The following is a 23,306-nucleotide window of genomic DNA, read 5'->3' as shown; positions in this document are numbered from 1 at the left end:
GTGATGCCTGCAGTGAGCCCCCCGACGACATGCGCCGGAGGGCCCTCGGGAGGAGTTCTTAGCTGCCGATGCCGAGCTTCTTGCAACCATCGGCGTAGCGATCGCCGCACAACTGCTCAGGCGTCTGGATCGGCTTGCCGTTGACCGTCTTGTCGATGATCTCGGCCTTGAGATTTTCTGTTGTCACCAGTGCCGGCGTAAAGAGCTGGGTCGGCGTGTCGAAGAGCTTCGTGTCAGCCTTCGGGGTCTCGCCGGAAAGCAGCTGGATGGCGACGTTGGCCGCCGCGGCGGCAACAATCTCGCTCGGCTTGGAGATCGTGTTGTACTGGTCGCCAGCAATGATCAGTTGCAGGCCGGCAATCGTCGCGTCATTGCCTGTCACCGGTGGGACCGGATCCACGCCGGCAGCCTTGAAGGCAGCCACTGCCGCACCACCCGTACCGTCGTTGGCGGCGACTACACCAATGATCTTCTTGCTGAAGCGGGTAATCTGTCCACTTGCCCACTGCTGCGCCTTCGGCGGCGCCCACTCCGGCGTATCGTATTCGGCGAGAACCTGATAACCGCCTTCAGCGATGCCGGCATGGATACCCTTCTTGATCAGTCCGGCGGCAGCGTCGGTGGGCGAGCCGTTGATCTCGAGCAGGCCACCATCCTCTGGCTTGACATTATTCTTCTTCAAATGCTGGACGAGCGATGCGGCAATCATCTTGCCGATCTCCTCATTGTTGAAGGAGACGTAATAGTCGGCAGCTGCCGACGGAATCGGGCGGTCATAGGCGATGACCTTGACGCCCTGGCTTTGTGCCATCTTTACCAGCGAGGCCGCTGCGGTCGAGTCGACCGGGTCGAGGATGATCGCCTTGGCACCTTGCGAAATCGCCGAGTTGAATTGCTGCTGCTGGCGCGATGCGTCGCCATTGGCGTTCTGATAGATCACCTTGCAGCCGGCGCAGAGCTTTGCCATTTCGGCCTGGAAGCCCGGGAAGTCATGCTCTTCGTAACGCGTCGAACTCTGGTCGGGCATAAGGAAGGCAACAGTTGCATCCGTGACCTTGGCCGATTGTGCAAAAACGGACGTTCCGCTGAGAAGGCAGAAGGCCAGGATTGCAGCGCCTTGAAGTTTCGTTGAAAGTTGCGTCATTTCGGTTTCTCCATTGAGAGATCGATTGTTGCGGTTACCGTCTCGGGCGTGGCTAGCCTGAGTTCAAAGCGCACAAAGCCGCCACCGGAAAACGGTCCAGGACCATCGCCGGCCGCGCTGCCAGGGGCGCAGCTGTTTGAATTTGAAGACAAGCATTCCCTTACGAAGGCCGTCTACGGGCTTCGTTCGAACGCGCCATCAATGTGTGGTTTCTCCTCCCTGTCCTCCCTGGTTAGGCGGCCTCCACCGCTTTTTCATTTTGTGCCCGCAAGGCTCTGAACCTGGAGGGCGGCATCCCTTTTTGTGCGAGAAAGTGTCTGTTGAAATTCGAAAGGTTGTTGAACCCGGACGCGTAGCAGATATCGATCACCGGCATGTCCTCGCTGCTCATCAACAGCTGGCAGGCAAGGTTGATGCGCAAGCGGTTCACATATTGAACCACTGAAAATCCGGTATGTTTCCTAAACGACCTCGAAAACGCACTTGGCGTCTGACCGGCGATCGCTGCGAGGTCGGTTTCGGCAAAAGGCTCCGTCAGTCTTTCGCGGATAAATGCCAATGCCTTGTTCGTGCCGATCGACATGTAACCGGACGGGTCGGGCTGATAGTCGGATGCAGTCAGCGCGATGCGATCGTTCACAGCCGTCAGAAGTTCGACGAGCTGCATGAAGAGCGCGATGCGACGCGCACCGGTGGCGTCCAGCATCTCCTGCATGACCGGCTTGGCGAGCGCGGCAGTCTCGACAGAAAAGAGGACACCTCTACGGCTGTCGGCGAGCACCGGGCGAAACCCTTTGAGTTCAGGCAGCATGGCAAGCAGGCCATCGATGAATTGTTCGGAGAACTGCAAGACAAGGCAACGCTGCTCGATGCGTCTGTTGCCTGGCACCTCGCTCACCCAATTGTGCGGCAGGTTCGGACCGGTCATCACAAAATTCCCCGGTTGGAAATCGCCGATGAAGTCGCCGACGAAATAGCAGCCGGAGGTTTCGGTGATGAGGTGGATTTCATACTCGGGGTGAAAGTGCCACCGCACCGTATGATAGGGATATCCGTGCGACCACATCTTGAAGGATTCGCCGGAACGTATCTGGACGACTTCCAGATCGGGCTCTGATGCATCCTTCATGCGACTACCCTCCCAGGGTCCCACTCTCTCAAAAGGCCAAAGCAGGTGAAGCTCTCCCGGTTCCATCCCTCGACCATGAAAGAAGTTTAGCCGGACATGACAGGCCGCTCCACCACATTTGCCCCCGCTTACTGATACATTTTTGTCATCCGATTCATGCTTGCCTGGGATGCTCGACGGTGCAGTTCCCGGCAAATCTGGATCAAAAGTGCCAACGTCGGGGCTCATCAAGGGAGTAAAAGATGGATCGGCTCGAAAAACGCATCGTGATTACCGGCGCGGGCGCACGGGGATCGGACGCGGAAGCCAGTCACCCTTGCGAGCCGGCGCTACAGTCGTGGAGTTGGTGCATGATTGAGACGAGTTGAGGTCGCGGGCGCAGAAGATCGCGTGCAAGTCGGTCCGCCTCAACCTCCGGAGAGCTGAGGCGTGCGGTCTATTCGAAACGAGGCGTCGATGGTCACGGGGCATACCGATTCCGTTCGATGCTGGCCTCGCCATCCTGGTCGGCGAAACCCGATCCAGCCCGCAAGAGGCTAGGCTTGGGCCTCCGCACGGGCAGGGGGGGCGCTGATCGTCGTGGTGCTGCCTTCGAGCAGCCGATCCACGATCATGCGGCCGATCGGGATGGCCGAAGTCGCTGCGGGAGAGGGAGCGTTGCAGACATGCAGCATTCGCTCGGTCTGCTTGAAGAGGAAGTCATGCACCAGGCTTCCGTCGGCCATCACCGCCTGCGCGCGAATGCCAGCCTGTGGCTTTTGCAGGTCGTCAATCGTCAGCGAGGGGCAATATTTGCGGCATTCCTCGAGATAGCGTGCCCGCGATGCGGAATTGGCAAATTCCGACAGCGCCGAGCGCCAGTTTTTCCGCGCCATTTTCCAGAAGCCGGGAAATGCGGCCATGCTGAAGACGTCCTTGAGTGCAAAACTTCCCTTGGCGTAGCCTTCGCGCGCAAAGCCAAGCACGGCGTTCGGTCCAACCGTCATGCCACCATCGATGGTTCGCGTCAGGTGGATGCCGAGGAACGGCAAGTCTGGATCGGGGATCGGATAGATGAGGCGCTGCGTCACCTTCGCCCTTGATGCTGGCAATGTGTAATATTCGCCGCGGAACGGCACGATCCGATGATCGATCTTCATGCCGGCCATCAAGGCAACGCGGTCGGACTGAAGGCCGGCGCAGGCAATCAGCCTGCGGGCTTTGATGGAACCGGACGCGCTTTCAATGCGGACGCCTTCGTCTTGCTCGTCAATCGCCCGGACCGCCACACCGCGCCTGATTTCGCCGCCACCTTCCTCGATCTTTCGTGCCATGGCACCGCACACTGCAGCGTAGTCGACTATCCCCGTGGAGTGAACGAGAAGGGCACCGAGTCCGGCGATATTGGGCTCGTCGGCTCGCAGCCTTGCGGTCGACAATCTGGTATGGTCGATACCATTTTCTCGCGCTCTTTCCTCGAGCGCTTCCATCCGCCGCATCTCCGCATCATTGGTCGCAACCAACAGCTTCCCGCAGGTTTCGAAGGGGATGCGATTTTCGCTGCAGAAGCGCTTGGTCGCCTGCGCGCCCTCGCGGCAGAGTTTCGCCTTCAGTGAGCCTGGAGCATAATAGATGCCGGCATGGATGACACCGCTGTTGTGAACTGTCTGGTGTCTTGCAAGTTCAGTCTCCTTTTCCAGGACGACAATACTGGCGCCAGGTGTTTTTTCCTGAAGCGCCATGGCGACCGCCAAGCCGACGATGCCGCCTCCAATGATGCAATGGTCATACATTCTGTTACCCGAATCCGACTGGTCCAGGCTCAGGCTAGCATTCACGCGGCTCGTCGTCTTGCGATCCTTATGGCGTATGGCACTCCAAGAGGCTTACGCCAGCTCCGCCTCAAGCCCTCAGCCTCTATTTTTGACGCGCCGATAGAACATTGCGGATGGAGAAACTGGAATTGATGCGCAGCACACCCGGCAGGACGGACAGGATTTCCTTGTGGATCCTTTCGAAAGCACCGGCGCTCTCGACGTCGATGCGCAGGAGATAATCCGAGCCGCCGGTCATCAGGAAGCACTCGCGTATTTCCGGGTATTTGCGCACGGCCGCTTCAAAGCGGTTCAGATATTCCTCCGTCTGACGCTCCAGCGTGATCTGGATAATGACGGCAATCGCTTCCTCACCAAGGACATCAATAAGCGCTGTATAACCCTTGATGATGCCTGCCTTTTCCATGAGCGCAATACGGCGCAGGCAAGCCGAGGCGGACAGGCCGACCTCCTTGCCGAGATCGACATTGGATATGCGGGAGTTCAGGCGTAACTGCCGGATGATTTTCCGGTCGAGGGCATCAATCTCATACATTATCGCCTCATCTATTCGCGCCGCAGGCAACCGTCACTCACCACCGATTGCATCGGCCATCCATCGCATAGGATGCTCCCCGCGAATAGAAGAGAATCGCTTCGTCTGGCAACGGCATGAGAAACCGGAGACCATTGCCTCCTCTTCGCCCTGCAACTGCCCGGTCCAGGAAAGGTCAAACGTGCGCCTGCTGAGTGCCTGGTGTCGCTCTTGATGACCGAACAACCCGGCCATGCCGCAGCATCCGGTTGCAGCAATTTCGACCGGCGCGCCGAGTGCGGCAAAGACCGTCTTCCAGGCCGCCGCTCCGGCGCCGGTGCTTTCGCTGCAATGAAGGAACAGTTTGCGCGGCAGCCGTGCCGTGGCCAGTTTCGGCAGGGCACGCCCGCTTTTGATTTCCTTGTCCAGGAACTCCTGAACCAACATTACCGGCTGGCCCTTGAGATCGGCCTTTGCATATTCCTGGCGGATCATCATGACGAAGGCCGGATCGACCCCCACCATCGGTCGTCCGGATGCGGCAACCAAGTCGATTGCCGATCTCAGCCTCCGCGCCTGCCTGATAAAGCGGTCCCTGTCGCCGAGCACGTGGGCTGCCTTTCCGCCCGGGCGCATGGCCACGAAAACGGGGCGATAGCCGAAACCACACAGGCCGTCTGCAACCGCCAGCGCGGCCTTGGTGTCGAAAAGGGCCGTAAACGGATCCTGCCATATAAAGATCGTGTCCTCGTGCCATTGACGCTGCGCGATCGCTTTGGCGCCAAACGTCTGATACCCCCCGTTGCCCACATCGTGAAAGGCGAGGCGGGGTAGATCACGTAGCCCCGTGAACTTCTCGATCAGCGGGTTTGCCAGCCATGCGAAAACAGCCGCGGGCCTCCGACAGCGGACCAAAACCGGTGAATATTCCTCCAGCAACAGCGCTGCCTTATCGGCAAGCGCACGCCGACGTTTCCGATAAAGGCGGTTGAGGAAATGCGATTTCATCTCCGGTATGTCGACCTCTACCGGACAACTCGTGGCGCACGCCTTACAGCCAAGGCATCCGTCGAGTGCGGACAGGACATCGCGCTCCAGCTCTTCACTCGCAATGCCTTGCCGATGCGCTTGGTGCCAGTGCCTCAGCGCGTCGGCGCGGCCCTTTGGCGAGTGGCGGAGATCCCGTGTCGCCTTGAACGAGGGGCACATGACGTTGCTGCGTTGATAGCTCAAACATTGCGCATTGCCATTGCACCTGAAGGCAAGGCTTAGAGGATCGTTGTCCTCGGTGTTGACGCTGCGAAACGAGGTTGTCTCGATGCCCATGAGAGACCCCGGATCACCGACGAGCTTGCCCGGATTGAAGCGATATTCCGGATCGAACGCCCGTTTGATACGGCGAAACGCATCATATGCGACAGCGCCGACGAATTCCGCCAGGTAGGCGCCACGCACGCCCTTGCCGTGCTCTCCCCAGAAAATGCCACCGTGCCGGCGTGTCAGTTCGAAGACGCCATCCGAAATCGCTTTCATGATTGCCCGGTCCTCGTCGCGGTCGATATCGAGTGCGGGACGGATATGCAGACAGCCGACATCGACGTGTCCGTACATGCCATAGGTCAAGCCGTTGTCGCTCAACAGGGCCGTGAAATCCCTGACAAAGGCTGCAAGATTTGCGACAGGAACCACGCAGTCCTCGACAAAGGCAATCGGTCGGCGAGTGCCACTGACCTTGCCGAGCAAGCCAACACTTGCCGCCCTGACCTGCCAGAGTGATGCCATTTCGATATCGTCAATGGCGACATGGCTTGCGATTGCCCCGGCAAGCGTCACCGCGCTCTTTCGCAGGGCTTCGACCCGCCGCATGAGATCTGCCTCGTCGTCTCCGACGAACTCGACGAAATTGTAGGCGATCGGCTGGCTGTCGCGGGCGCGCAGGCTGGCCGGCAGGGCTTGCAGAATTCCGGCCTTGTCGGCGAGACCCTGAACCCATTCATCCATGACTTCGATTGCCAGGGGATCATGCGCAAGGAGGGCGCTTCCGGCATCCAGCGCCGCGGCGAAAGTCTTAAAGCCAATGACGACCAACCGCTTGAATTTCGGCTTGCGCAGCAGGCGTAGGCGCACCCGCGTGACGAGGCCGAGCGTGCCCTCCGCACCGATCGGTAGACGCCACCATTCGACATCGCGTTCCGGCGTTTTTGCCCGTTCGAGATCATATCCGGTAAATCTGCGCGAAAGTGCCGGGACATGGTCGAGCAGAGCGTCGCGGCCCGAATTGCAAGCCGCTTCGATCTCCGACAGCATGGTCTTTGCCCAGTCAGGTGCCGGCGCTGCACTATCCAGTGTTCGACCGCCATTAAGGACGATCTCCATTCCAAGCACGTTGTCGCTGGTCTTGCCGTAGTGCCTCGATCCTTTTCCCGATGCATCCGTACTCACCATGCCGCCGATCGTACAGCGGCTTGCCGTCGAGGTCGTCGGCGCAAAGAACAGACCGGTCGCGGCCAGTTGTGCGTTCAACTCGTCAAGCACGATGCCCGGTTCAACCTCGACCCATTGCTCCTCGACGTTTACGTTCAGGAGGCGGTTCATGTACTTTTGAAAATCGATGATGATGCCGGTGTTCAGGCTCTGGCCGTTTGTACCGGTGCCGCCGCCGCGTGCTGTCACGGGAACACCACGCAGATGCTCGGCGTCGAGGACACGCATCAGCCGTCGAACGTCTTCGCCATCGCGTGGAGCAACAACGATGTCCGGCATAACGGTGTAAATGCTGTTGTCCGTCGACATGGCTGCAAGCAGTGCGGCATCGGCTGCGATGTCGCCTCGAAATCCCATGTCGGTCAGCAAGGAAGGAAGTCCTGCAAGAGCAATGTGATAGGGCGTTGTATTGACAGTCTGGTGCAGCATCGTTGTGGATCCGGGGAAATCGCAGGAACCAGTATTGAAGCACAGACGAGTACTTCGTATAATTAGAAAGTTATGAAGATCTTTTCGGAAAATACGAACATAGGTCTGCGCCATCTTCGCGCGGCTTTGACGGTCATGGAAGAAGGATCCTTCAGCCGGGCGGCGCAACGGCTTGGCGTCGTGCCCTCGGCTCTGACCGAGACGATCCGGATGCTCGAGGCCGAGTGCGCAACGGCCATCTTCGATCGAAAGACGCGTCCTATAAGAGCCACGGAAGCCGGCGAAGCGTTCCTCGAGGGTGCTCGCGACCTTCTCGATCGCTTCGAGCTTTCGCTGACAAACGCCAGACAGGTCGGCGGCCTCAAACGCGGCCGTGTGGCGATTGGTGCAGCGCCCTCAGCCGTCCTCACCCCATTATCGGAGGCGATCGCGAAGTTTCGTGCCGACCACCCGGGAATTGACATCGTTGTCCATGATGACGTGGCCGAGCGGTTGGCCGGCATGGTGATCAACAAAACGCTCGATTTCGCGCTGGCTGGGCCGGGCTTTGAATCGGCTGAATTGGAGGGAAGAAAGATCAGCGAGGACCCTTTCGGTCTCGTCTGCCACAGGGATCATCAACTTGCACGGCCATCGCGTCCGATTGTCCTGGCCGATATCAATCCGGAAGATGTGATCGCGCTCGACGGACAGGCCGGGATTGCAAGGATGCTTGCCGATTGCCCCGAATTGCCACCGAGCCTGACCATGGGCCGCATACAGACTTTCAGCACCATTGCCCAGTTGACCCTGGTCAGCCGCAACGCCGGCGTGGCACTGTTGCCTGAGCACGCGGCAAAGGTCATCCAGAGCGATGATATTGTTTTCCGCCCAATTGCCGATTTTAGACTCGTGCGCTCCCTTTATCTGTTGACCCGCAGCCGCTCCAGCCTGCCTCCAGCGGCAGAGCGGTTCATTCGTTATTTCTAATAACGCATCGCTCGGGAGTTCCTGGATATGCTTTCGAAGTGTCGCGATGGGGTTGCGTTCCTTCGGAACCTGACTGCGATCATTGCGAAACAGATTTGCTTCCTTCGGTCTCGATGAGGGCAATATGATGGGCAGATGGCAGCCGCCGTCGCAGATGCCAGTATGGCTATGCTTGCCTTACCCAGTCGATTGCGCTTGGTCCTTTGGTCCTTGGAGCAGCCCAACTGGGCATGACCGCCATTTATGACGTCTGACAAACAGCATACCACGAAAGTGACGCCGACTTCAGAGCACCTTTGTCTGCGCGCCGATATTTCCGATCTGGCATCAAGGATGCCAGCACAGCGAGATGGATGGGGACAATACGACGTGCAGCACGAAAAAATGGGATGCGACGTGGGTTCTTGTCAGCTCTTGCATCTGCACCGACCGGTTCTCCATCGTATACTGATCTACCAAGCAGTTGGTGGGGAACGGCCTTCCAAATTTCGGAGCTAGAAACGCTGCATGTAACCCTTGACGCTGAGGAACGCGCCCAGCGCCCCGGTTGTCAGTGCGGCCACGATCACGGAGGCGCGACCGCTATAGATGGTCGAACCTACCGCAATCGCAACTTGCGGCAAGACAATCCGGACGGTGCCACCAATTGTCATCAGCCAGCCCAGCACCGTGATCACCACGCGCCAGTCCATCTGCCACCTGTTGTGCAGGTTGACGATCGCCAGGCCAGCAAGCAACGACAGAAAACCGGACAGATAGAGCAGGATGCCGGCATGCAGCCCCTCGGCGATGATAGTCTCGTACATGCTGAGATTGACCAGCATCCCGAGCGCGACTGCGAGGAATGTCGGCCCCAGGAGCCGGGCGAGAAAAAGCGATCGTTCCACCTTGCACCTCCGCTAGGCGCAGATCGATGAGTATATAAGCAGAATAACTGCCACCAGCCAATGGGAGTGAAAAGTCCGCAGCACGCTCATCCGCCGGGTTAGGCTTTCTTCTCGCAGCGGCTGCCTGCTTCAGGCAAATCTGGCATCACTTCAGGCTCAAAACGTCGCTTTCCGATATCCGATACCAGCGGTGCTGAGGTCATAGGCCTCTAACCGAACACCCGCAGTGTCTATGGCCAATATCTCAGCGCCCGCCTCCTAGCTGGATGATCATTCCTCGTCCCATTGCATAAGCTCGCGCATCACCGCGCTCCATAAGGGCATTGGCGACAACTCGCGCCTTCTGCGGAAGATCGTTCAGCTTTTCGATGTCGATGTTACCGAAAACTCTCAGCCCATACCTCTCGGTGGCAATCCTGATAAGCATCGCCAGACTGCGCGAAGGAATTCCTCCTGATGCTGACTGACGGTATCGACACGATCGCACTACTCTCTAATTCTTTCTGCATGGGATTACCTGCTGTGAAGGAATAGGGCATGGCCACTGATAAGCACGAGCAGATCCGGCGCCGCGCCTACGAGATCTGGGAGAGCGAGGGCCGGCCGGAAGGCGCGGCGTTGCGCCATTGGCAACAAGCCTGCGACGAACTGGATGGCGACGGCGCGGATAAGACGTCACAAGAGCTGGTGCCCAGGGACGATCGGGACGATGCGGCGCTGCTTCAAGGCGCAGGCGAGAGCGGCGATTTCGATCGGCTCCGCGGAAAATCTCCACGGTCAAGGAAAACGTCGAAAAGCCCGCAATCATCAGCATCCGCCATGCCGGAGGTCGAGATAACAACGGGCGAAACGCCCTCCCGGCAGAAGATCAAGAAGACCGAGGGACCATGACGTCATGCAGCACCTCGATCATGCCATCCAGATCGCTCTTGCGGCCCATGACGGACAGGTAGACAAGATTGGCCGACCATACTTTGAGCATTGTCAACGCGTCGCGCTTCTCGTTTCCGGCGCGGAGGCGCAAACGGTCGCCTATCTTCATGACGTCGCCGAGAAGGGAAAGGGGTGGACGCTCGACCGCCTGAGAGAGGAAGGCTTTCCGGCGCCGATCATTTCCGCCGTGGATGCCTTGACACGACGGCCGGACGAACCAGACGACGCGTTTGTCCGGCGGGCGGCGTCCAATCCTTTTGCCCTACCTGTCAAGCAAACCGACCTTGAGGACAATCTGTGGCAGGTCGATCAAGCCGGCGAGGATGCCGAAAGGTATCGGCGTGGCTTGGAGGCGCTGCTTGAAAGCAGGAACAGACGTTAGAGATACTTCGCCACATCAGCCCGGTCACGGAGAGAAAGTTGATGCGGGAGTGATCGTGGCGGCGCTGGTATTTGCGGGTCTTTTCCGGGCCACCTTGACCGAGTTGCTTCTGGACATGGCGCTCGTCGACCTCGGCCGGGGACGCAAGGGCCAGCGCGCAACGTATGGCCGGAGAATCTTTGGTTAGCTCGCCTCGCTGAGGTCGCCGCGAACACTGGCGGCCAAACCGCCTTGTTGATGAGACGGGTCACCTGTCTGTCGTTCAATCAGACCGCTCGAACATCCTTGCCCTGGCCGTGGACGTGGCCAAACAGGGATCCTTGTCGATCCGAGCTTGCATCCGACGAGCCGGGCCCTCCGATCTGTCGGCAGCGGCAGCATCCTCCTCCAGAAGGCAATGGCCACACCCAAACCCGATGAGTTTAAAATCTTTGCGGCCGTGCGGAACAGGTAGCGTCAAGGGACATTAACTGCTCGAGGTGATGGGTTCGCCTCCTTCGACCGCGATTCTGCTGATGACTCCGAAGGCAGAGAAGCAAGCAGGTGGACCACATGGCCCCTGCGCGTTCGCGAATGGAGGAAGCAATGGCCTATAGAGATATCGTTGTCTATTTGGACGTCGGGGAAGATTGCGCAGCGCGTGTGCGCACGGCCATTGATGTCGCTGTCAAGCATCACGCCAGGCTGATCGGCGTCGACGTCAGCACGAGAGAAGCACTGGAGGGAGAGAGCCGCGATCTTGCGCGAGCGATTGAAGCTGAATTCGCCGCCGCAGTTCGCAAGGCCGGGCTTGATTTCCAATATCACGCGGCACGGCCAGAGGCTCGTACCGCAGAGCAGCTCTTCTCCCATTGCGCAGACCTTCTGGTAACGACACAGCCGCATCCGGACCATCGCCATCTCTCCAATCCTGCAATCCCGAAAGAAATTTTGACGACAGCAGGGGTTCCCATGTTGGTACTTCCAACGGGCTGGACAGGACAAAAGGCAATCGGTGAGCACGTGGTCATTGCCTGGAATTTCAGCCGGGAGTCAACGAGGGCCGTTCACGACTCAATGCCGATCCTCAAGGCAGCAAGCAAGGTTTTCCTCTTCGTGTTCGCAAGCAACTACCGCGACACAAATCAAGATGTTCAAGAGATAAAGGCGCATCTTGAGCACCATGGGGTAGAGGTAGTCCTGGCGGGATGGCGCAATACGGGCGAAAATGATTTCACGAGTGCGTTGTTTGCCGGCCTCGACCGAGAGAACGCAGATCTTATCGTTTGCGGCGCGTATGGCCACTCGCCGCTTTTCGAAGATATGTTCGGCGGTGCGACGCGTGATTTGCTAAAAAACATTTCAATGCCAGTCCTGATGTCGCACTAATCGCCTTGCGGCGGCTATCTGCTCGAAGAGCTCTTTAAGCATGTGAAGCCGGCACCAAACACTTCTCGCCAGTATGTGGCATTGTAACGAACCTCTTGCCGGGAGGCGATACGATCAGATCGGACTGCCGGTCGTCCGTGTCGCCTCTTCGATGTTCACACGCTCGATCTTCCTGGGGAATTCTTTTCGTGGCGCTTGGCGGCTTGGTGTTGCGGAGAGGAGGGTATACGCGACGCAGGATACGTTGCTTAAGGTGCTCGTCGCTCCGTGGTTGGTCGCTAGACGAAACGTTGGTCGCGCTGACAGCTCGCCCGCGTGTTGTGCCGGGGCAGCTTATGCGTCAGGAATATGCGCGGAACAAGTTCTGCGGCACTTGCCAATAGGCGCGAAGGCGCGAGCCGCGGTTTTCGCCGTCTTCCATGCAGTGCAGACACTCGAGCTGGTCGCCGGTGCGAGGAGCATCTCCTTGCCAACCCTTAATATGCCGCGACAGGCTCAAGATAAAGGCCCCGTACCGCCGCCAAGAGGCCGCTGCACTGCGGCTGGCACTTATTCCTCGGAAGCGGCAGGCCGCGCTGGCGCAACAGTCCGAACGGGAGCTTGCCGCCGTCGGGCGGGCCGATGCCCGTGTAAATCCCGTTACCGCGCATGATGACGATTTGCTCGCCATGATTGGCGCGTTCGAGCACCTCGGCGAAAGCTGGGGAAAGGAGCCTGCGGCCGGCCCTGACTACACTGCCGCAAGATCCCTGCGGTCAGCACGGGTTTACAGGTCTGGACCATAAGCCATCCACCTCTTAAGCTCGCGTAAAATCTGCGCAGGAGGGCAGGATGAGGAATGAAGCAGAAGCGTTCGCAAAGGTGGCCAGAGTGGCTTTCTGAATGCTGGGTGCAGGCCTTGCCTTTTGTCCTGTCCTTGCTCAGGAGACCGAACCGCCTGCTCCATGGTCAAGCTCTCGGGTTCTCATGCCGGGGAAGTCGGGACCTGCTCGACAGACGAGCCAACCGACAACGAAGTCTGCTACATGGTGCGCTGCGACATCAAAGATGGTCTTGTTTTCGAGATTAGTGATGCCACGCTCGGTGATTTTGGCTTGCGGTCGGCGCGATTTGAAATCGGAAAGTACAGGGAAACGATCCGGCTCGACGGAAAGAGTTCCAATCGGCGATCGACCTCTCTATCGAAGCATCCGAAACTGCTTGGCGCCCTGACGTCAGATGCCGCGTTTGCCACAATGTACTCGGTCGAGGCAGACATTGAATATAGTACCGGGTCTGAGCTCACCGGGGCTCGAAAGGAAATTGCTGCCATCGCAAAGACCTGTCCTTCGAGTGCAAGTCGGTAGCCGGCCTCAATTCCCCGGTAGTGCTGTTCATTCTCATTATTAAAACATAGGTTCAAATGCGCATGCACGCTCTGCGTCCGTCTGGCACGCCGCGCTATGGTGGAGATTGCTCTGGGGCAGCGGGAGTGGAGACCAGCCTGATCGTGAAAGACGAAGCGGCCGCGTTTACCGCAACATTGATTTTAAAGGCATGCATGTCGCGGTTTACTGGTTTGTTCGAAGCTTGGTGCATTGACATTAGTGGCGCCTGAACGATCTCCTGTACCGCTGGCGGATCGGCGCGCTGCCGGTCGACATCGTCGGCGTGATCTCGAACCACATGGACTACGAGCGGATTGTCGTGAACCATGACATCCCATTCCATTGCATCAGGGTCACCAAGGAGAACAAGCTGGAAGCCGAGGCAAAGCAGATGCAGATCGTCCAGGACTCAGCCGCCGAGCTGGTCGTGCTCGCCCGCTACATGCAGGTCCTCTCCGATGAGATGTGCTGGAGGATGTCGGGCCGAATCATCAACATCCATCACTCGTTCCTGCCCAGCTTCAAGGGCGCGAACCCCTATAAGCAGGCGTTCGAGCGAGGTGTGAAACTCGTTGGTGCGACCTCGCACTATGTTACGGCCGACCTCGACGAAGGCCCAATCATCGAGCAGGACATTGTGCGTGTCACGCATGCCCAGAGCGGCGAGGACTATGTCAGCCTCGGACGCGACGTCGAGAGCCAGGTGCTCGCCCGGGCGGTCCACGCTCACATCCACCGACGGGTGTTCATCAACGGGAACAAGACCGTCGTGTTCCCGGCTTCTCCAGGCTCCTATGCCTCCGAGCGCATGGGCTGATCGAGATGAAGGTCGTCGTCCTTAGGCTGGTATCGTCGACGTCGCATCAGCCGATCAGCTTTATGGCCTGCTTACGAGTTTCATTGGAAATACCTTAACTCGGTGTCCGAAAAACCGGCAGCAGGCCACTTCGGAGGTTTCATGGAAGGTCAGCTCCTGGGCAAAGACAAGGTTTCATGCTGCTTTGGATGAGCCGGCGCGCGTCAGCCAATGGAGGACGTCCGGCGACTGCGTTCCGTCGGCCAGCGTCGAAAAAGCGCACTGGCATTGACGCCGCCAAAACCGAAGCCGTTCGATATCGCGTATTCAGCGTCCAGGTGGCGCGCTTCATTTGCAACGAAATCGATTCCAGCCGCTTCCGGATCCGGTGTATCCAAGTTCAGGGTCGGTGGTGCGACCTGGTTCTTGAGTGCCAAAATCGTGAAGATGGCCTCCAGACCTCCGGCCGCGCCGAGCAGATGTCCGGTTGCTGACTTTGTTGCACTTACGGCGATGGAGTTCCCGTCGCCAAATAGACCCTTGATAGCTCTGATTTCTCCGAGATCTCCCACCGGAGTCGAGGTGGCATGCGCGTTCAGATGACCGACGTCATGAGGGGCGACGTCAGCTTGCGCGATGGCAAGCTCCATTGCTCTACGCGCTCCACTTCCATCTTCGGGACCGGAGGTGATGTGGTGGGCGTCAGCCGTCGTGCCGTATCCGACGAGCTCGGCAATTGGAGTGGCACCGCGAGCAAGGGCGTGGCTCAGTGCTTCGATGACGAGTATGCCCGCCCCTTCGCCCATGACGAAGCCGTCACGCGACGTGTCGAAGGGACGCGACGCCTTGCCAGGCGTTTCGTTGAAACCGCTCGACAGCGATCTTGCTGCGGCAAAACCACCCAGGCTGACGATGTTCATGCAGGCTTCTGTTCCGCCACAAATGGCAATGTCGGCTTCATTGGATCGAATAAGCCTGGCGGCATCGCCGATGGCCTGAACGCCAGCAGCGCATGCCGTCACGGGCGCGCCGAGGGGACCTTTGAAGCCGTGGCGGATTGAGACTTGCCCGGCTGCGAGATTGACGAGGAAGGAGGGAATGGTGAAGGGCGAAAGGCGGCGCACACCGCGTTGATCGACGGTGCGGACGGCTTCGGTTATTGCCGGAAAGCCACCGATGCCGGACGCGATGATCGTCGCGGTTCTCAGCCTGTCTTCATTCGAGGTCGGCCTCCAGTTCGCTTGCGCTAGCGCCTCTTCCGCGGCAGCCAGCGCGAAGATGATGAACCGGTCGACCTTGCGCTGATCCTTTGGCGGAATGATCGTATCCGGATCGAACCCCCCTTCAGGGGATTCGGCTACAGAGGGGACCACGCCTCCGACTTTCGAAGGCAGATCCCCGACCATATCGTCACCTAGTCGACGAATGCCGCTTTGAGCCGAGAGCAGGCGCGACCACGAAATATCAACGTTTGCTCCAAGGGGGCTGACAGCTCCCATACCTGTAACAACAATACGACGCATCTGTTTTCCACCTGCCTTCGCTATGAGAATAGACATGCAACCGGCGTCCCACCCGACAATCGGTCAGGGCCTATTCTCAAAACTTGTAATTTCCCTAAGGCCTGAGAACGCTCTCACCCGACACGAGCGGCAGCTAAATCTCGGCCCATGTCAGCGCCGGGCCTGGGCCCGGCATAGCCCTCAGGCAACACCGTCGCGATGCGCAATACGCCTGACTTCACCAGTGGCAGCGTCGAGCACACCTTGGGACAACCTCTCATCCTCGATGATGCGTGATAGCGTGACGGCCCCGACCATCAGAGACAGTATCGCCATCGCCTTTTCGCTCGGACTTGCGCTGTTGTCATCACCCATCAGTTCATCCAACACCTCGAAGTGAGCTCGAATACCATCCTCAAACGGGCGCCTGACCTCTCTGCCTTGTCGAGCAGCATCGGCTCCAAGCGCCACTAAGGGGCAACCTTCCGCCTTCTCTCCTCTGTGATCCTTGGAGAGATAGAATGCCATGACTGCTTCCAAGGGATCGGAGGCGTCTGCGGCCGCGGTTGACCATCTTCTTGTGGCGCTTTCCAGCGCGCGCCTTGATGCAAGTGCGGCAAGATCGTCCTTCGACGTGAATTGTTTGTAGAACGCGCCCTGAGTGAGGCCGGCCCCTTTCATCAGGTCCTTCAGCCCGATCCCATCGAATCCATGCTCCCGGAAGAGCCGGCTGGCCACGTTGATTACCGTTTCACGATTTGCCTCTGCCTGAGCGCGACTGACTCTCATATCGGCCTCCAATTAGATTTCACTTGACATCTATAACGCATTTAGAGTTAGATCGCAATCTAAATTAGTTGCTGCGCCCGTCAAGAAGGGTTAATGACATGAGCCGCAAAATTCTCCTCGCCTCCGTCGGCATACTGGCGGCCGTCGGCGCCACAGCGTTCGTCTTGGTCGCCGAGTCCTCGGAAGGAAAGGCACAGGCCGCCGATCCCCGCAGTGCGCCACCACTCGTCAGGTTGGTGGAGGCAAAGAGGCCGGACACAGCCGGGCGGAGCTTCACGGGCACCATCGCCGCACGAGTACAAAGTAACCTTGGATTCCGCGTGCCCGGCAAGATCATGCAGCGTTATGTGGACGTTGGTCAGCAGGTCAAGGCCGGCCAGCCCCTCATGCGCATCGATGAGACCGATTTGCGCCTTGCGCTTGCAGCGAAGCGCAATGCGGTCGCATCGGCTCAGGCGGTGCTCACCCAGGCTCAAGCAGACGAAAGACGCTACGCGGCCTTGGCCAAGAGTGGATTGGCAGCAGCTTCTCCGCAGCGCTATGAACAGGCAAAGGCTGCGCTCGATACTGCAACTGCTCAGCTTGCTGCGGCAGAAGCGGATGCCAGGGTCGCCGAAAACGCCGCAACTTATTCCCTGCTGGTTGCCGATGCTGACGGCACTATTGTCGAAACGCTCGCAGAGCCGGGTCAAGTCGTGACAGCGGGGCAAACGGTGGTTCGTCTCGCACAGGCCGGCCCGCGTGAAGCGCTGGTCTGGCTCCCGGAATCCCTGCGGCCGCAGATCGGCGACATAGCCGACGCCAGCATCTACGGAAATGAGAGCCGGGCAGACAAGGCGCGGCTCAGGCAGATCTCTGATGCCGCCGATCCACAGACCCGCACCTATGAAGCACGCTGGGTTCTGGACGGTGCTGCGGCATCAGCCCCGCTTGGTGCGACAGTTACGATCAGAATCGCCAATAGCGAAGCCCAGTCGCACGCAGCGGTGCCTGTTGGCGCCGTTTTGGATGACGGCAGCCGGACCGGCGTCTGGGTTTTTGATGAGAAATCTTCGACCGTTCATTTCCGGGAGGTCAAAATAGAACAGATGGGCGAGGAGTCTGCAGTGGTTTCGAGCCTGAAGGCGGGTGAGCCGGTCGTCGCGCTTGGAGCCCATTTGCTTCAGGACGGTGCGAGCGTGCGTACCAGCGTCGAAAAAGCAGAGGCTGCGAACCAATGACCTTCAATCTTTCCGCGCTCGCGGTTCGTGAGCGAGCCGTTACCCTATTCTTCATCGTCCTTTTGGCCGCGGCTGGCGTCTACGCGTTCGTCAAACTCGGACGCGCGGAGGACCCATCGTTCACCATTAAAACGCTGACTGTAACGTCCGTGTGGCCGGGCGCGACGGCGCGCGAAATGCAGGACCTTGTCGCCGAGCCGCTCGAGAAGCGCCTCCAGGAGCTTACCTGGTACGACCGCGTCGAGACGACGACGCGTCCTGGCTACGCATTCTTGACGGTCACGCTGAAGGACAATACGCCGGCCACCGCAGTCGAGGAAGAATTCTACCAGGCCCGGAAGAAGCTTGGAGACGAGGCGCGCAACCTGCCTCAGGGCGTTCTCGGTCCCTTCGTCAACGACGAATACTCCGACGTCAGCTTCGCCCTTTATGCGCTGAAGGCCAAGGGCATGCCGATGCGCGAGCTTGTGCGGCAGGCCGAGGTGATCCGTCAGGATCTTCTGCATGTGCCAGGCGTCAAGAAGATCAACATTCTCGGAGAGCGGCCCGAGCAGATCTTTGTCGAGTTCTCCTATGCGAAGCTCGCCACTCTTGGGATTTCGGCACAGGACATAGCGGCCGCATTACAGCGGCAAAACACCGTGACACCGGCAGGCTCGATCGATACGCGCGGCCCGCAGGTCTTCATTCGGTTCGATGGCGCTTATGACAGTATCCAGGCGATCGCCGATACGCCGATCGTGGCAGCAGGACGCACGCTGAAGCTCTCGGATTTTGCCCAAGTGCGGCGCGGTTATGAAGATCCGGCCACCTACCTCATTCGCCATGAGGGCGAGCCTGCCATCATGCTCGGCGTGGTAATGCAACAGGGCTGGAACGGCCTGGAACTCGGCAAGGCGCTGGAAGAAAGATCCGCTACGATCGCGCAGACCTTGCCGCTCGGCATGACGCTTGCCAAGGTCAGCGATCAGGCCGTCAACATCCAGGAAGCCGTCGGCGAGTTCATGCTGAAATTTGCCATGGCGCTCGGCGTGGTGTTGTTCGTGAGTCTCATCAGCCTCGGTTGGCGTGTCGGCATCGTCGTTGCTCTGGCCGTTCCGCTGACGCTTGCCGTCGTCTTCCTCATCATGCTGGAGACCGGCCGGTTCTTCGATCGCATCACGCTTGGTGCCCTCATTCTGGCGCTCGGCCTTCTTGTCGATGATGCCATCATCGCCATCGAGGTGATGGTGGTGAAGATGGAAGAGGGGATGGATCGCATCAAGGCGGCCGCCTATGCCTGGAGTCATACGGCGGCGCCCATGCTGTCGGGCACGCTTGTGACGATCATCGGCCTCATGCCGGTTGGCTTTGCGAGGTCGACCGCCGGCGAGTATGCCGGCAACATCTTCTGGGTCGTCGGCTTTGCCCTGATCGTCTCCTGGATCGTCGCCGTGATCTTCACGCCTTACCTCGGCGTCAAGATGCTGCCGACGATCAAGCCGGTCGAGGGTGGCCATCACGCCATCTACGACACGCCGAATTATCGTCGTCTTCGGGGGATGATCGAATTTGCCGTGCGCCACAAGTTCGTCACATGTGCTGTGGTCGGGATCGCTATGGGAATCTCCGTCGTTGGAATGGGAGCGGTCAAGCAGCAGTTCTTCCCGACGTCGGACCGTCCCGAAGTATTGGTGGAGGTCCGCTTACCTGAGGGCACCAGTATCGAGACGACGACGGCGACGGTCGAAAAGCTCGAAGGATGGCTACAGAAACAGCCCGAGGCAAAGACCGTCACGAGCTATGTGGGTCAGGGCGCTCCCCGTTTCTTCTTTGCTATGGCGCCGGAACTGCCGGACCCATCCTTCGCCAAGATCGTCGTGTTGACCCCGGACGCCGAAGCCCGCGAGGCTTTGAAGGAACGTCTCCGGACCGCCGTGTCAGGCGGGCTCGCTCCGGAAGCCTATGTCCGGGTTACGCAGCTCGTATTCGGTCCTTACACACCGTTTCCAGTCGAATTCCGCGTCATGGGCCCAGACCCCAAGCAATTATACCAAATCTCCGAAAAGGCTCTCGACATCATGAAGAGCGTGCCGGATGTCCGCCAAGCAAACCGTGATTGGGGCAATCGCACGCCGGTACTGCGCTTCGTCCCTGATCAGGATCGGCTCAATCTGATTGGTCTTTCGTCGGCGGAGGCCGCCCAGCAGATGCAATTGCTCCTGAGCGGGATCCCGATCACTGAGGTGCGCGAGAATATCCGCAACGTGCCTGTGATCGCCCGCAGTGCTGGTGAAAACCGGCTCGATCCCTCAAGACTGGCAGACTTCTCGCTGATGAGCCGTGACGGCCGTCAGGTTCCCCTCGATCAGATCGGTCACTCCGAGATCCGGTTTGAGGAGCCGATCCTGAAGCGTCGTGATCGAACGCCTGTTATCACGATCCGTTCGGATATCAACGAGGCGACACAGCCCCCGGAAGTCTCACAGCAGGTTATGAAGGCGCTTCAGCCGCTGATCACCGCACTTCCTGTGGGATATCGTATCGAGATGGGAGGAAACATCGAGGAATCGTTGAAGGCCAATGTCGCCCTCGTCCAGATCTTCCCGGCAATGATTGCCGCCATGTTGATCGTTATCGTTCTGCAGGTCCGTAGCCTGTCGACGATGACCATGGTCATGCTGACGGGGCCGCTCGGGCTTGCTGGCGTTGTTCCCGTTTTGCTCGTCTTTCATCAGCCCTTCGGTTTCAATGCCATTCTCGGACTGATCGGGCTTGCGGGAATCCTGATGCGCAATACTTTGATCCTCACCGAGCAGATCAAGGAGAATAAGGCCGCCGGTCTTGACGACTATTACGCCGTCATAGAGGCGACCGTGCAGCGCACACGTCCCGTCATCCTGACAGCACTTGCGGCCGTCCTTGCCTTCATTCCTCTCACCCATTCGGTGTTCTGGGGGTCAATGGCCTACACGCTGATCGGCGGAACGGCGGTCGGGACCATAATGATCCTGCTCTTCCTTCCGGCTCTTTATGCCACCTGGTTCCGCATTAAGCCGACGAAAAACGAAAACCATCAAAATTTGCCGAAAGAATTGGACTTACAAACACCAATGGCAGCCGAATGACGTTCGTTCGTCGAAAGCCGTCAACTCGGATTTCTGGTGGGCATCCTCAATGCCCGCCTTCTGGCCTTTGTCACGATAATCAGACGATTGTTCGGGGAGCATATCGAGGTTTGGCTCACTCACCCTGGAGGCGCTGATAATGTCTGCGGATCCGATAGGGATCGACCTTGAGCAGTCGCGCACTCGGATTCTCAAGGCGGCGGAAAAGTATTTTCGGCGCATTGGCTATCATAAGACTTCCGTGGAAGACATCGCCTCGGAACTCGGTATGAGCCGCGCGAATGTTTATCGCTTCTTTCCTTCCAGGACGGCTATAAACAGCTCCGTGTGCGAACTTATTGTTCGGGACGTTGCGCAAACGGCCCTTACGATTGCACAGATGGTCGCGCCGGCGAGTGACAGGCTTGCTGAACTTTTGAACACCATACACTGGCACAGCATGACGATGCTTGTGAAGGACAGGCCCATGCACGAGCTGCTCGTCACTGCCGTGAACGAAAGTTGGCCAATCATCAACGCCCATAACGAGCAGATGTTGGTGATCCTCAAAACGCTTATTCGCGAGGGTCTGGAAGCGGGCGAATTCAAGGTCGAGGACGCCGACGATGCCGCATGGGGAGCGATCACGGCGTTCCTGCCGTTCTTCCATCCAATTTTGCTTGAGCAACGTGTCAAGGACGGAGAAGACACCGCGGCGGCTGTGAATGCCCAAATCCGCTTTATCATGCGAGCCCTCGGTAAATCTGAAAATTGCCCGTCGAGTGCACGCCCGGGAGGGGTGAATGAATTTCGTCCGAGTCAACTTGTGCTGTGAATAGAGTGGCTTCCACACGCATCCTGCAGCCGTTGCGGCAACCGGCCGAACCACCTGGTCAAACGCCCCATTTCAATGAAAATGCTGGAAAACCCTGCGCACCAAATTTTATATGTTGATCGACATCTAAAATCACGTTAGATTGCGAGCGAAATCTAACGGAACGTTGGGCGAAGCAAAATGCGGAATCCCCACCTGATAGAGGTCTGATCCCGCTGAAAGCTTCCTGGCACTCGTTCGCACAAACCTCAGGAGCATGCATGTCCAATCAGAAAGTCGTCATTATCACCGGGGCATCATCCGGAATAGGCGAGGCCTCGGCGCGCCTTCTTGCGCAGAATGGCTTCAAGGTGTTTGGGGGCGTACGCAACCCAGACCGCGCCAATTCAATCCCCGGCGTGCGCTTCGGAACAGTTGACGTCAACGATGACACATCGGTTACGAACTTTGTGGAATGGGTTCTGTCCGAAGCAGGTAAGATCGACATCCTGATCAACAATGCCGGCGTTTCGCTGGTCGGCCCCGTTGAGAATACCTCAACCGCGGAAGCTCAAAGAGTATTCGATACCAACGTGTTCGGCCCGTTGCGCATGATCCGTGCCGCCCTGCCATCCATGCGAGCCGCCCGCAGCGGGCTCATCATCAATGTTAGCTCGGTTTTGGGCTTCCTGCCTGCACCGTTCATGGGACTATATGCCAGCAGCAAGCATGCGCTTGAAGGGTTGTCGGAGTCGCTGGACCACGAAATCCGTGAGTTCAACGTCAGGGTCGTGCTACTCGAACCCACCTTCACCAACACGAAGCTCGACGTCAACGCAGCACATACAGAGGCTCCCTTGGGTGTCTACGAAACGCAGGCGTATGCGACCATCGAAACGGTACAGGCGCAGATCAAGTCAGCGCCTTCGCCGCAGGCGGTAGCCACGAAAATTCTGGCTGCGATCAACGGTCCATACCGGATGCGTCAACCGGCGGGCGGGCAAGCGACGCTTCTAAGCCGCTTGCGCAGATTCATGCCGGCGAACGCCGTCGACAAAAGTCTGCGCAAGACATTCGGCTTCGGTAAGTGAAGGGCGCGCCTCCAGGCGCTTGCTGAAGCCACCAGATATTGTCACCTCTGGCCTCGCTTCGCACCTTCGCAACGGGCGGCAAGTGGCTGACGTTGACATATCCGAGGTGTCGCGACACCTCGCTGCAAATAATCCATCATTTGACAAAGGGCGCTGAGGTCGAAATTCGGATGACCAATTTACCAGGCAATGTGATTGTCTCGGCTTCAACGGTTCCGAGGATCATGGCGATGATCGCCCGAACCCTTTCCTGTCGGGCCTGTTTGCAGGTGGTGAGGCTGTAGGCCTGCGACGCAGCGAGCCCGCAATTGTCGAAGCCGACGATCGCGATCTCTTCGGGGATGCGGAGGCCGAATTTTCCTCGTGCGACAACAAAGGCGGTGCGAGTAGCGGTCAAAACTAGCTACGTTTCTGCTTTTCGGGTCGCTCTGGTCTACCTCGGCTCGTTTTGACATGTGACAGTTGTCTAATCGCCACCTGTCCGTCAAGAGAATTCCTGCCATTGCGCATCCTTGCGGGTTGCGGAATAGCAACCCGATTCAAATTGATTGGCGCCAGCGATCGTGGCCGGCTGGCTGGGCCCGGTAG

General features: G+C 58.6%; 18 protein-coding genes and 2 pseudogenes. 9 read left to right on the top strand and 11 right to left on the bottom strand.

Going from position 1 to position 23,306, the window contains the following annotated elements; genetic code table 11:
* Nucleotides 1-58: 58 nt before the first annotated feature.
* The 5 genes from ATY79_RS00110 to ATY79_RS00090 form a co-directional block, all read right to left on the bottom strand.
* On the bottom strand, nt 59-1,144 hold the full coding sequence (locus ATY79_RS00110; protein WP_088702526.1) for a sugar ABC transporter substrate-binding protein: 1,086 nt from the start codon (nt 1,142-1,144) through the stop codon (nt 59-61).
* A gap of 232 nt (nt 1,145-1,376) precedes the next feature.
* On the bottom strand, nt 1,377-2,273 hold the full coding sequence (locus ATY79_RS00105) for a helix-turn-helix domain-containing protein (RefSeq protein ID WP_088702525.1): 897 nt from the start codon (nt 2,271-2,273) through the stop codon (nt 1,377-1,379).
* A 536-nt stretch (nt 2,274-2,809) separates the two neighbouring features.
* Nucleotides 2,810-4,045, bottom strand: coding sequence for an L-2-hydroxyglutarate oxidase (gene lhgO / locus ATY79_RS00100; protein WP_088702524.1), 1,236 nt, complete (start codon nt 4,043-4,045; stop codon nt 2,810-2,812).
* Nucleotides 4,046-4,169: 124 nt separating this feature from the next.
* A complete protein-coding gene (locus tag ATY79_RS00095) occupies nt 4,170-4,622 on the bottom strand; it encodes an Lrp/AsnC family transcriptional regulator (RefSeq protein ID WP_007538163.1) in 453 nt (150 codons plus the stop codon).
* A 33-nt stretch (nt 4,623-4,655) separates the two neighbouring features.
* Nucleotides 4,656-7,514: an FAD-binding and (Fe-S)-binding domain-containing protein gene (locus ATY79_RS00090; RefSeq protein WP_088702523.1), complete on the bottom strand. Its 2,859-nt coding sequence runs from the start codon at nt 7,512-7,514 to the stop codon at nt 4,656-4,658.
* A gap of 72 nt (nt 7,515-7,586) precedes the next feature.
* Here ATY79_RS00090 and ATY79_RS00085 point away from each other — a divergent pair, with 72 nt between their 5' ends.
* Nucleotides 7,587-8,483, top strand: a complete 897-nt coding sequence (locus tag ATY79_RS00085; protein ID WP_088702522.1) for a LysR family transcriptional regulator — start codon at nt 7,587-7,589, stop codon at nt 8,481-8,483.
* A 494-nt stretch (nt 8,484-8,977) separates the two neighbouring features.
* On the opposite strand, the gene ATY79_RS00080 is transcribed toward ATY79_RS00085, so the two are convergent.
* Both ATY79_RS00080 and ATY79_RS00075 read right to left on the bottom strand, forming a co-directional pair.
* A complete protein-coding gene (locus ATY79_RS00080) occupies nt 8,978-9,370 on the bottom strand; it encodes a hypothetical protein (RefSeq protein ID WP_088702521.1) in 393 nt (130 codons plus the stop codon).
* A 244-nt stretch (nt 9,371-9,614) separates the two neighbouring features.
* On the bottom strand, nt 9,615-9,797 hold the full coding sequence (locus ATY79_RS00075; protein ID WP_088702520.1) for a hypothetical protein: 183 nt from the start codon (nt 9,795-9,797) through the stop codon (nt 9,615-9,617).
* Between the two features lie 110 nt (nt 9,798-9,907).
* Here ATY79_RS00075 and ATY79_RS00070 point away from each other — a divergent pair, with 110 nt between their 5' ends.
* The 3 genes from ATY79_RS00070 (at nt 9,908) to ATY79_RS00055 (ending at nt 12,053) form a co-directional block, all read left to right on the top strand.
* Entirely contained in the window at nt 9,908-10,261 is a 354-nt protein-coding gene (locus tag ATY79_RS00070) for a DUF2934 domain-containing protein (RefSeq protein ID WP_088702519.1), read from the top strand.
* A gap of 4 nt (nt 10,262-10,265) precedes the next feature.
* The gene (locus ATY79_RS00065; RefSeq protein ID WP_088702518.1) at nt 10,266-10,685 is read left to right on the top strand and encodes an HD domain-containing protein; all 420 of its coding nucleotides are present in this window, start codon (nt 10,266-10,268) and stop codon (nt 10,683-10,685) included.
* A gap of 573 nt (nt 10,686-11,258) precedes the next feature.
* Nucleotides 11,259-12,053, top strand: coding sequence for a universal stress protein (locus tag ATY79_RS00055; protein WP_245312280.1), 795 nt, complete (start codon nt 11,259-11,261; stop codon nt 12,051-12,053).
* A 563-nt stretch (nt 12,054-12,616) separates the two neighbouring features.
* Here the strand turns inward: ATY79_RS00055 and ATY79_RS31190 are convergent.
* Nucleotides 12,617-12,742 (bottom strand): annotated as a pseudogene (locus ATY79_RS31190) (prevent-host-death protein); the annotation flags it as partial.
* A gap of 904 nt (nt 12,743-13,646) precedes the next feature.
* Between ATY79_RS31190 and ATY79_RS00040 the strand changes: the two are divergent.
* A pseudogene (locus tag ATY79_RS00040) lies at nt 13,647-14,237 on the top strand (formyltetrahydrofolate deformylase); the annotation flags it as partial.
* Nucleotides 14,238-14,440: 203 nt separating this feature from the next.
* Here the strand turns inward: ATY79_RS00040 and fabF are convergent.
* The gene (fabF, locus tag ATY79_RS00035; protein WP_088702516.1) at nt 14,441-15,739 is read right to left on the bottom strand and encodes a beta-ketoacyl-ACP synthase II; all 1,299 of its coding nucleotides are present in this window, start codon (nt 15,737-15,739) and stop codon (nt 14,441-14,443) included.
* A 180-nt stretch (nt 15,740-15,919) separates the two neighbouring features.
* Nucleotides 15,920-16,507 (bottom strand): TetR/AcrR family transcriptional regulator, encoded by a 588-nt coding sequence (locus ATY79_RS00030; protein ID WP_088702515.1) that lies wholly within the window; start codon nt 16,505-16,507, stop codon nt 15,920-15,922.
* Nucleotides 16,508-16,605: 98 nt separating this feature from the next.
* On the opposite strand from ATY79_RS00030, the gene ATY79_RS00025 reads away from it, so the two are divergent.
* From ATY79_RS00025 to ATY79_RS00010, 4 genes are all read left to right on the top strand, one after another.
* Nucleotides 16,606-17,727 carry an efflux RND transporter periplasmic adaptor subunit gene (locus ATY79_RS00025; RefSeq protein WP_088702514.1) on the top strand — a complete coding sequence of 374 codons (1,122 nt, stop codon included), beginning with the start codon at nt 16,606-16,608 and terminating at the stop codon, nt 17,725-17,727.
* On the top strand, nt 17,724-20,834 hold the full coding sequence (locus ATY79_RS00020; RefSeq protein ID WP_088702513.1) for an efflux RND transporter permease subunit: 3,111 nt from the start codon (nt 17,724-17,726) through the stop codon (nt 20,832-20,834). The genes ATY79_RS00025 and ATY79_RS00020 overlap by 4 nt, the downstream gene beginning before the upstream one ends.
* Nucleotides 20,835-20,973: 139 nt before the next feature.
* Nucleotides 20,974-21,648: a TetR/AcrR family transcriptional regulator gene (locus ATY79_RS00015; RefSeq protein ID WP_189637929.1), complete on the top strand. Its 675-nt coding sequence runs from the start codon at nt 20,974-20,976 to the stop codon at nt 21,646-21,648.
* Between the two features lie 260 nt (nt 21,649-21,908).
* Entirely contained in the window at nt 21,909-22,718 is an 810-nt protein-coding gene (locus ATY79_RS00010; RefSeq protein ID WP_088702511.1) for an oxidoreductase, read from the top strand.
* A 136-nt stretch (nt 22,719-22,854) separates the two neighbouring features.
* On the opposite strand, the gene ATY79_RS00005 is transcribed toward ATY79_RS00010, so the two are convergent.
* On the bottom strand, nt 22,855-23,115 hold the full coding sequence (locus ATY79_RS00005; RefSeq protein WP_088702510.1) for a substrate-binding domain-containing protein: 261 nt from the start codon (nt 23,113-23,115) through the stop codon (nt 22,855-22,857).
* Nucleotides 23,116-23,306 lie beyond the last annotated feature (191 nt).

Source organism: Rhizobium sp. R693, from assembly GCF_002211315.1.
In the GTDB taxonomy this organism is placed as follows: domain Bacteria; phylum Pseudomonadota; class Alphaproteobacteria; order Rhizobiales; family Rhizobiaceae; genus Rhizobium.
This window is presented reverse-complemented; position numbering and strand designations above follow the sequence as displayed.

Excerpts from the sequence above, each read along its gene's own strand:
- fabF (WP_088702516.1), bottom strand. The coding sequence starts at position 15,739 with ATGCGTCGTATTGTTGTTACAGGTATGGGAGCTGTCAGCCCCCTTGGA.
- ATY79_RS00105 (WP_088702525.1), bottom strand. The coding sequence starts at position 2,273 with ATGAAGGATGCATCAGAGCCCGATCTGGAAGTCGTCCAGATACGTTCC.
- ATY79_RS00010 (WP_088702511.1), top strand. The coding sequence starts at position 21,909 with ATGTCCAATCAGAAAGTCGTCATTATCACCGGGGCATCATCCGGAATA.
- ATY79_RS00030 (WP_088702515.1), bottom strand. The coding sequence starts at position 16,507 with ATGAGAGTCAGTCGCGCTCAGGCAGAGGCAAATCGTGAAACGGTAATC.
- ATY79_RS00095 (WP_007538163.1), bottom strand. The coding sequence starts at position 4,622 with ATGTATGAGATTGATGCCCTCGACCGGAAAATCATCCGGCAGTTACGC.
- ATY79_RS00070 (WP_088702519.1), top strand. The coding sequence starts at position 9,908 with ATGGCCACTGATAAGCACGAGCAGATCCGGCGCCGCGCCTACGAGATC.
- ATY79_RS00015 (WP_189637929.1), top strand. The coding sequence starts at position 20,974 with ATGTCTGCGGATCCGATAGGGATCGACCTTGAGCAGTCGCGCACTCGG.
- lhgO (WP_088702524.1), bottom strand. The coding sequence starts at position 4,045 with ATGTATGACCATTGCATCATTGGAGGCGGCATCGTCGGCTTGGCGGTC.
- ATY79_RS00025 (WP_088702514.1), top strand. The coding sequence starts at position 16,606 with ATGAGCCGCAAAATTCTCCTCGCCTCCGTCGGCATACTGGCGGCCGTC.
- ATY79_RS00020 (WP_088702513.1), top strand. The coding sequence starts at position 17,724 with ATGACCTTCAATCTTTCCGCGCTCGCGGTTCGTGAGCGAGCCGTTACC.
- ATY79_RS00110 (WP_088702526.1), bottom strand. The coding sequence starts at position 1,144 with ATGACGCAACTTTCAACGAAACTTCAAGGCGCTGCAATCCTGGCCTTC.
- ATY79_RS00055 (WP_245312280.1), top strand. The coding sequence starts at position 11,259 with ATGGAGGAAGCAATGGCCTATAGAGATATCGTTGTCTATTTGGACGTC.
- ATY79_RS00090 (WP_088702523.1), bottom strand. The coding sequence starts at position 7,514 with ATGCTGCACCAGACTGTCAATACAACGCCCTATCACATTGCTCTTGCA.
- ATY79_RS00075 (WP_088702520.1), bottom strand. The coding sequence starts at position 9,797 with ATGCTTATCAGGATTGCCACCGAGAGGTATGGGCTGAGAGTTTTCGGT.
- ATY79_RS00085 (WP_088702522.1), top strand. The coding sequence starts at position 7,587 with ATGAAGATCTTTTCGGAAAATACGAACATAGGTCTGCGCCATCTTCGC.
- ATY79_RS00065 (WP_088702518.1), top strand. The coding sequence starts at position 10,266 with ATGCAGCACCTCGATCATGCCATCCAGATCGCTCTTGCGGCCCATGAC.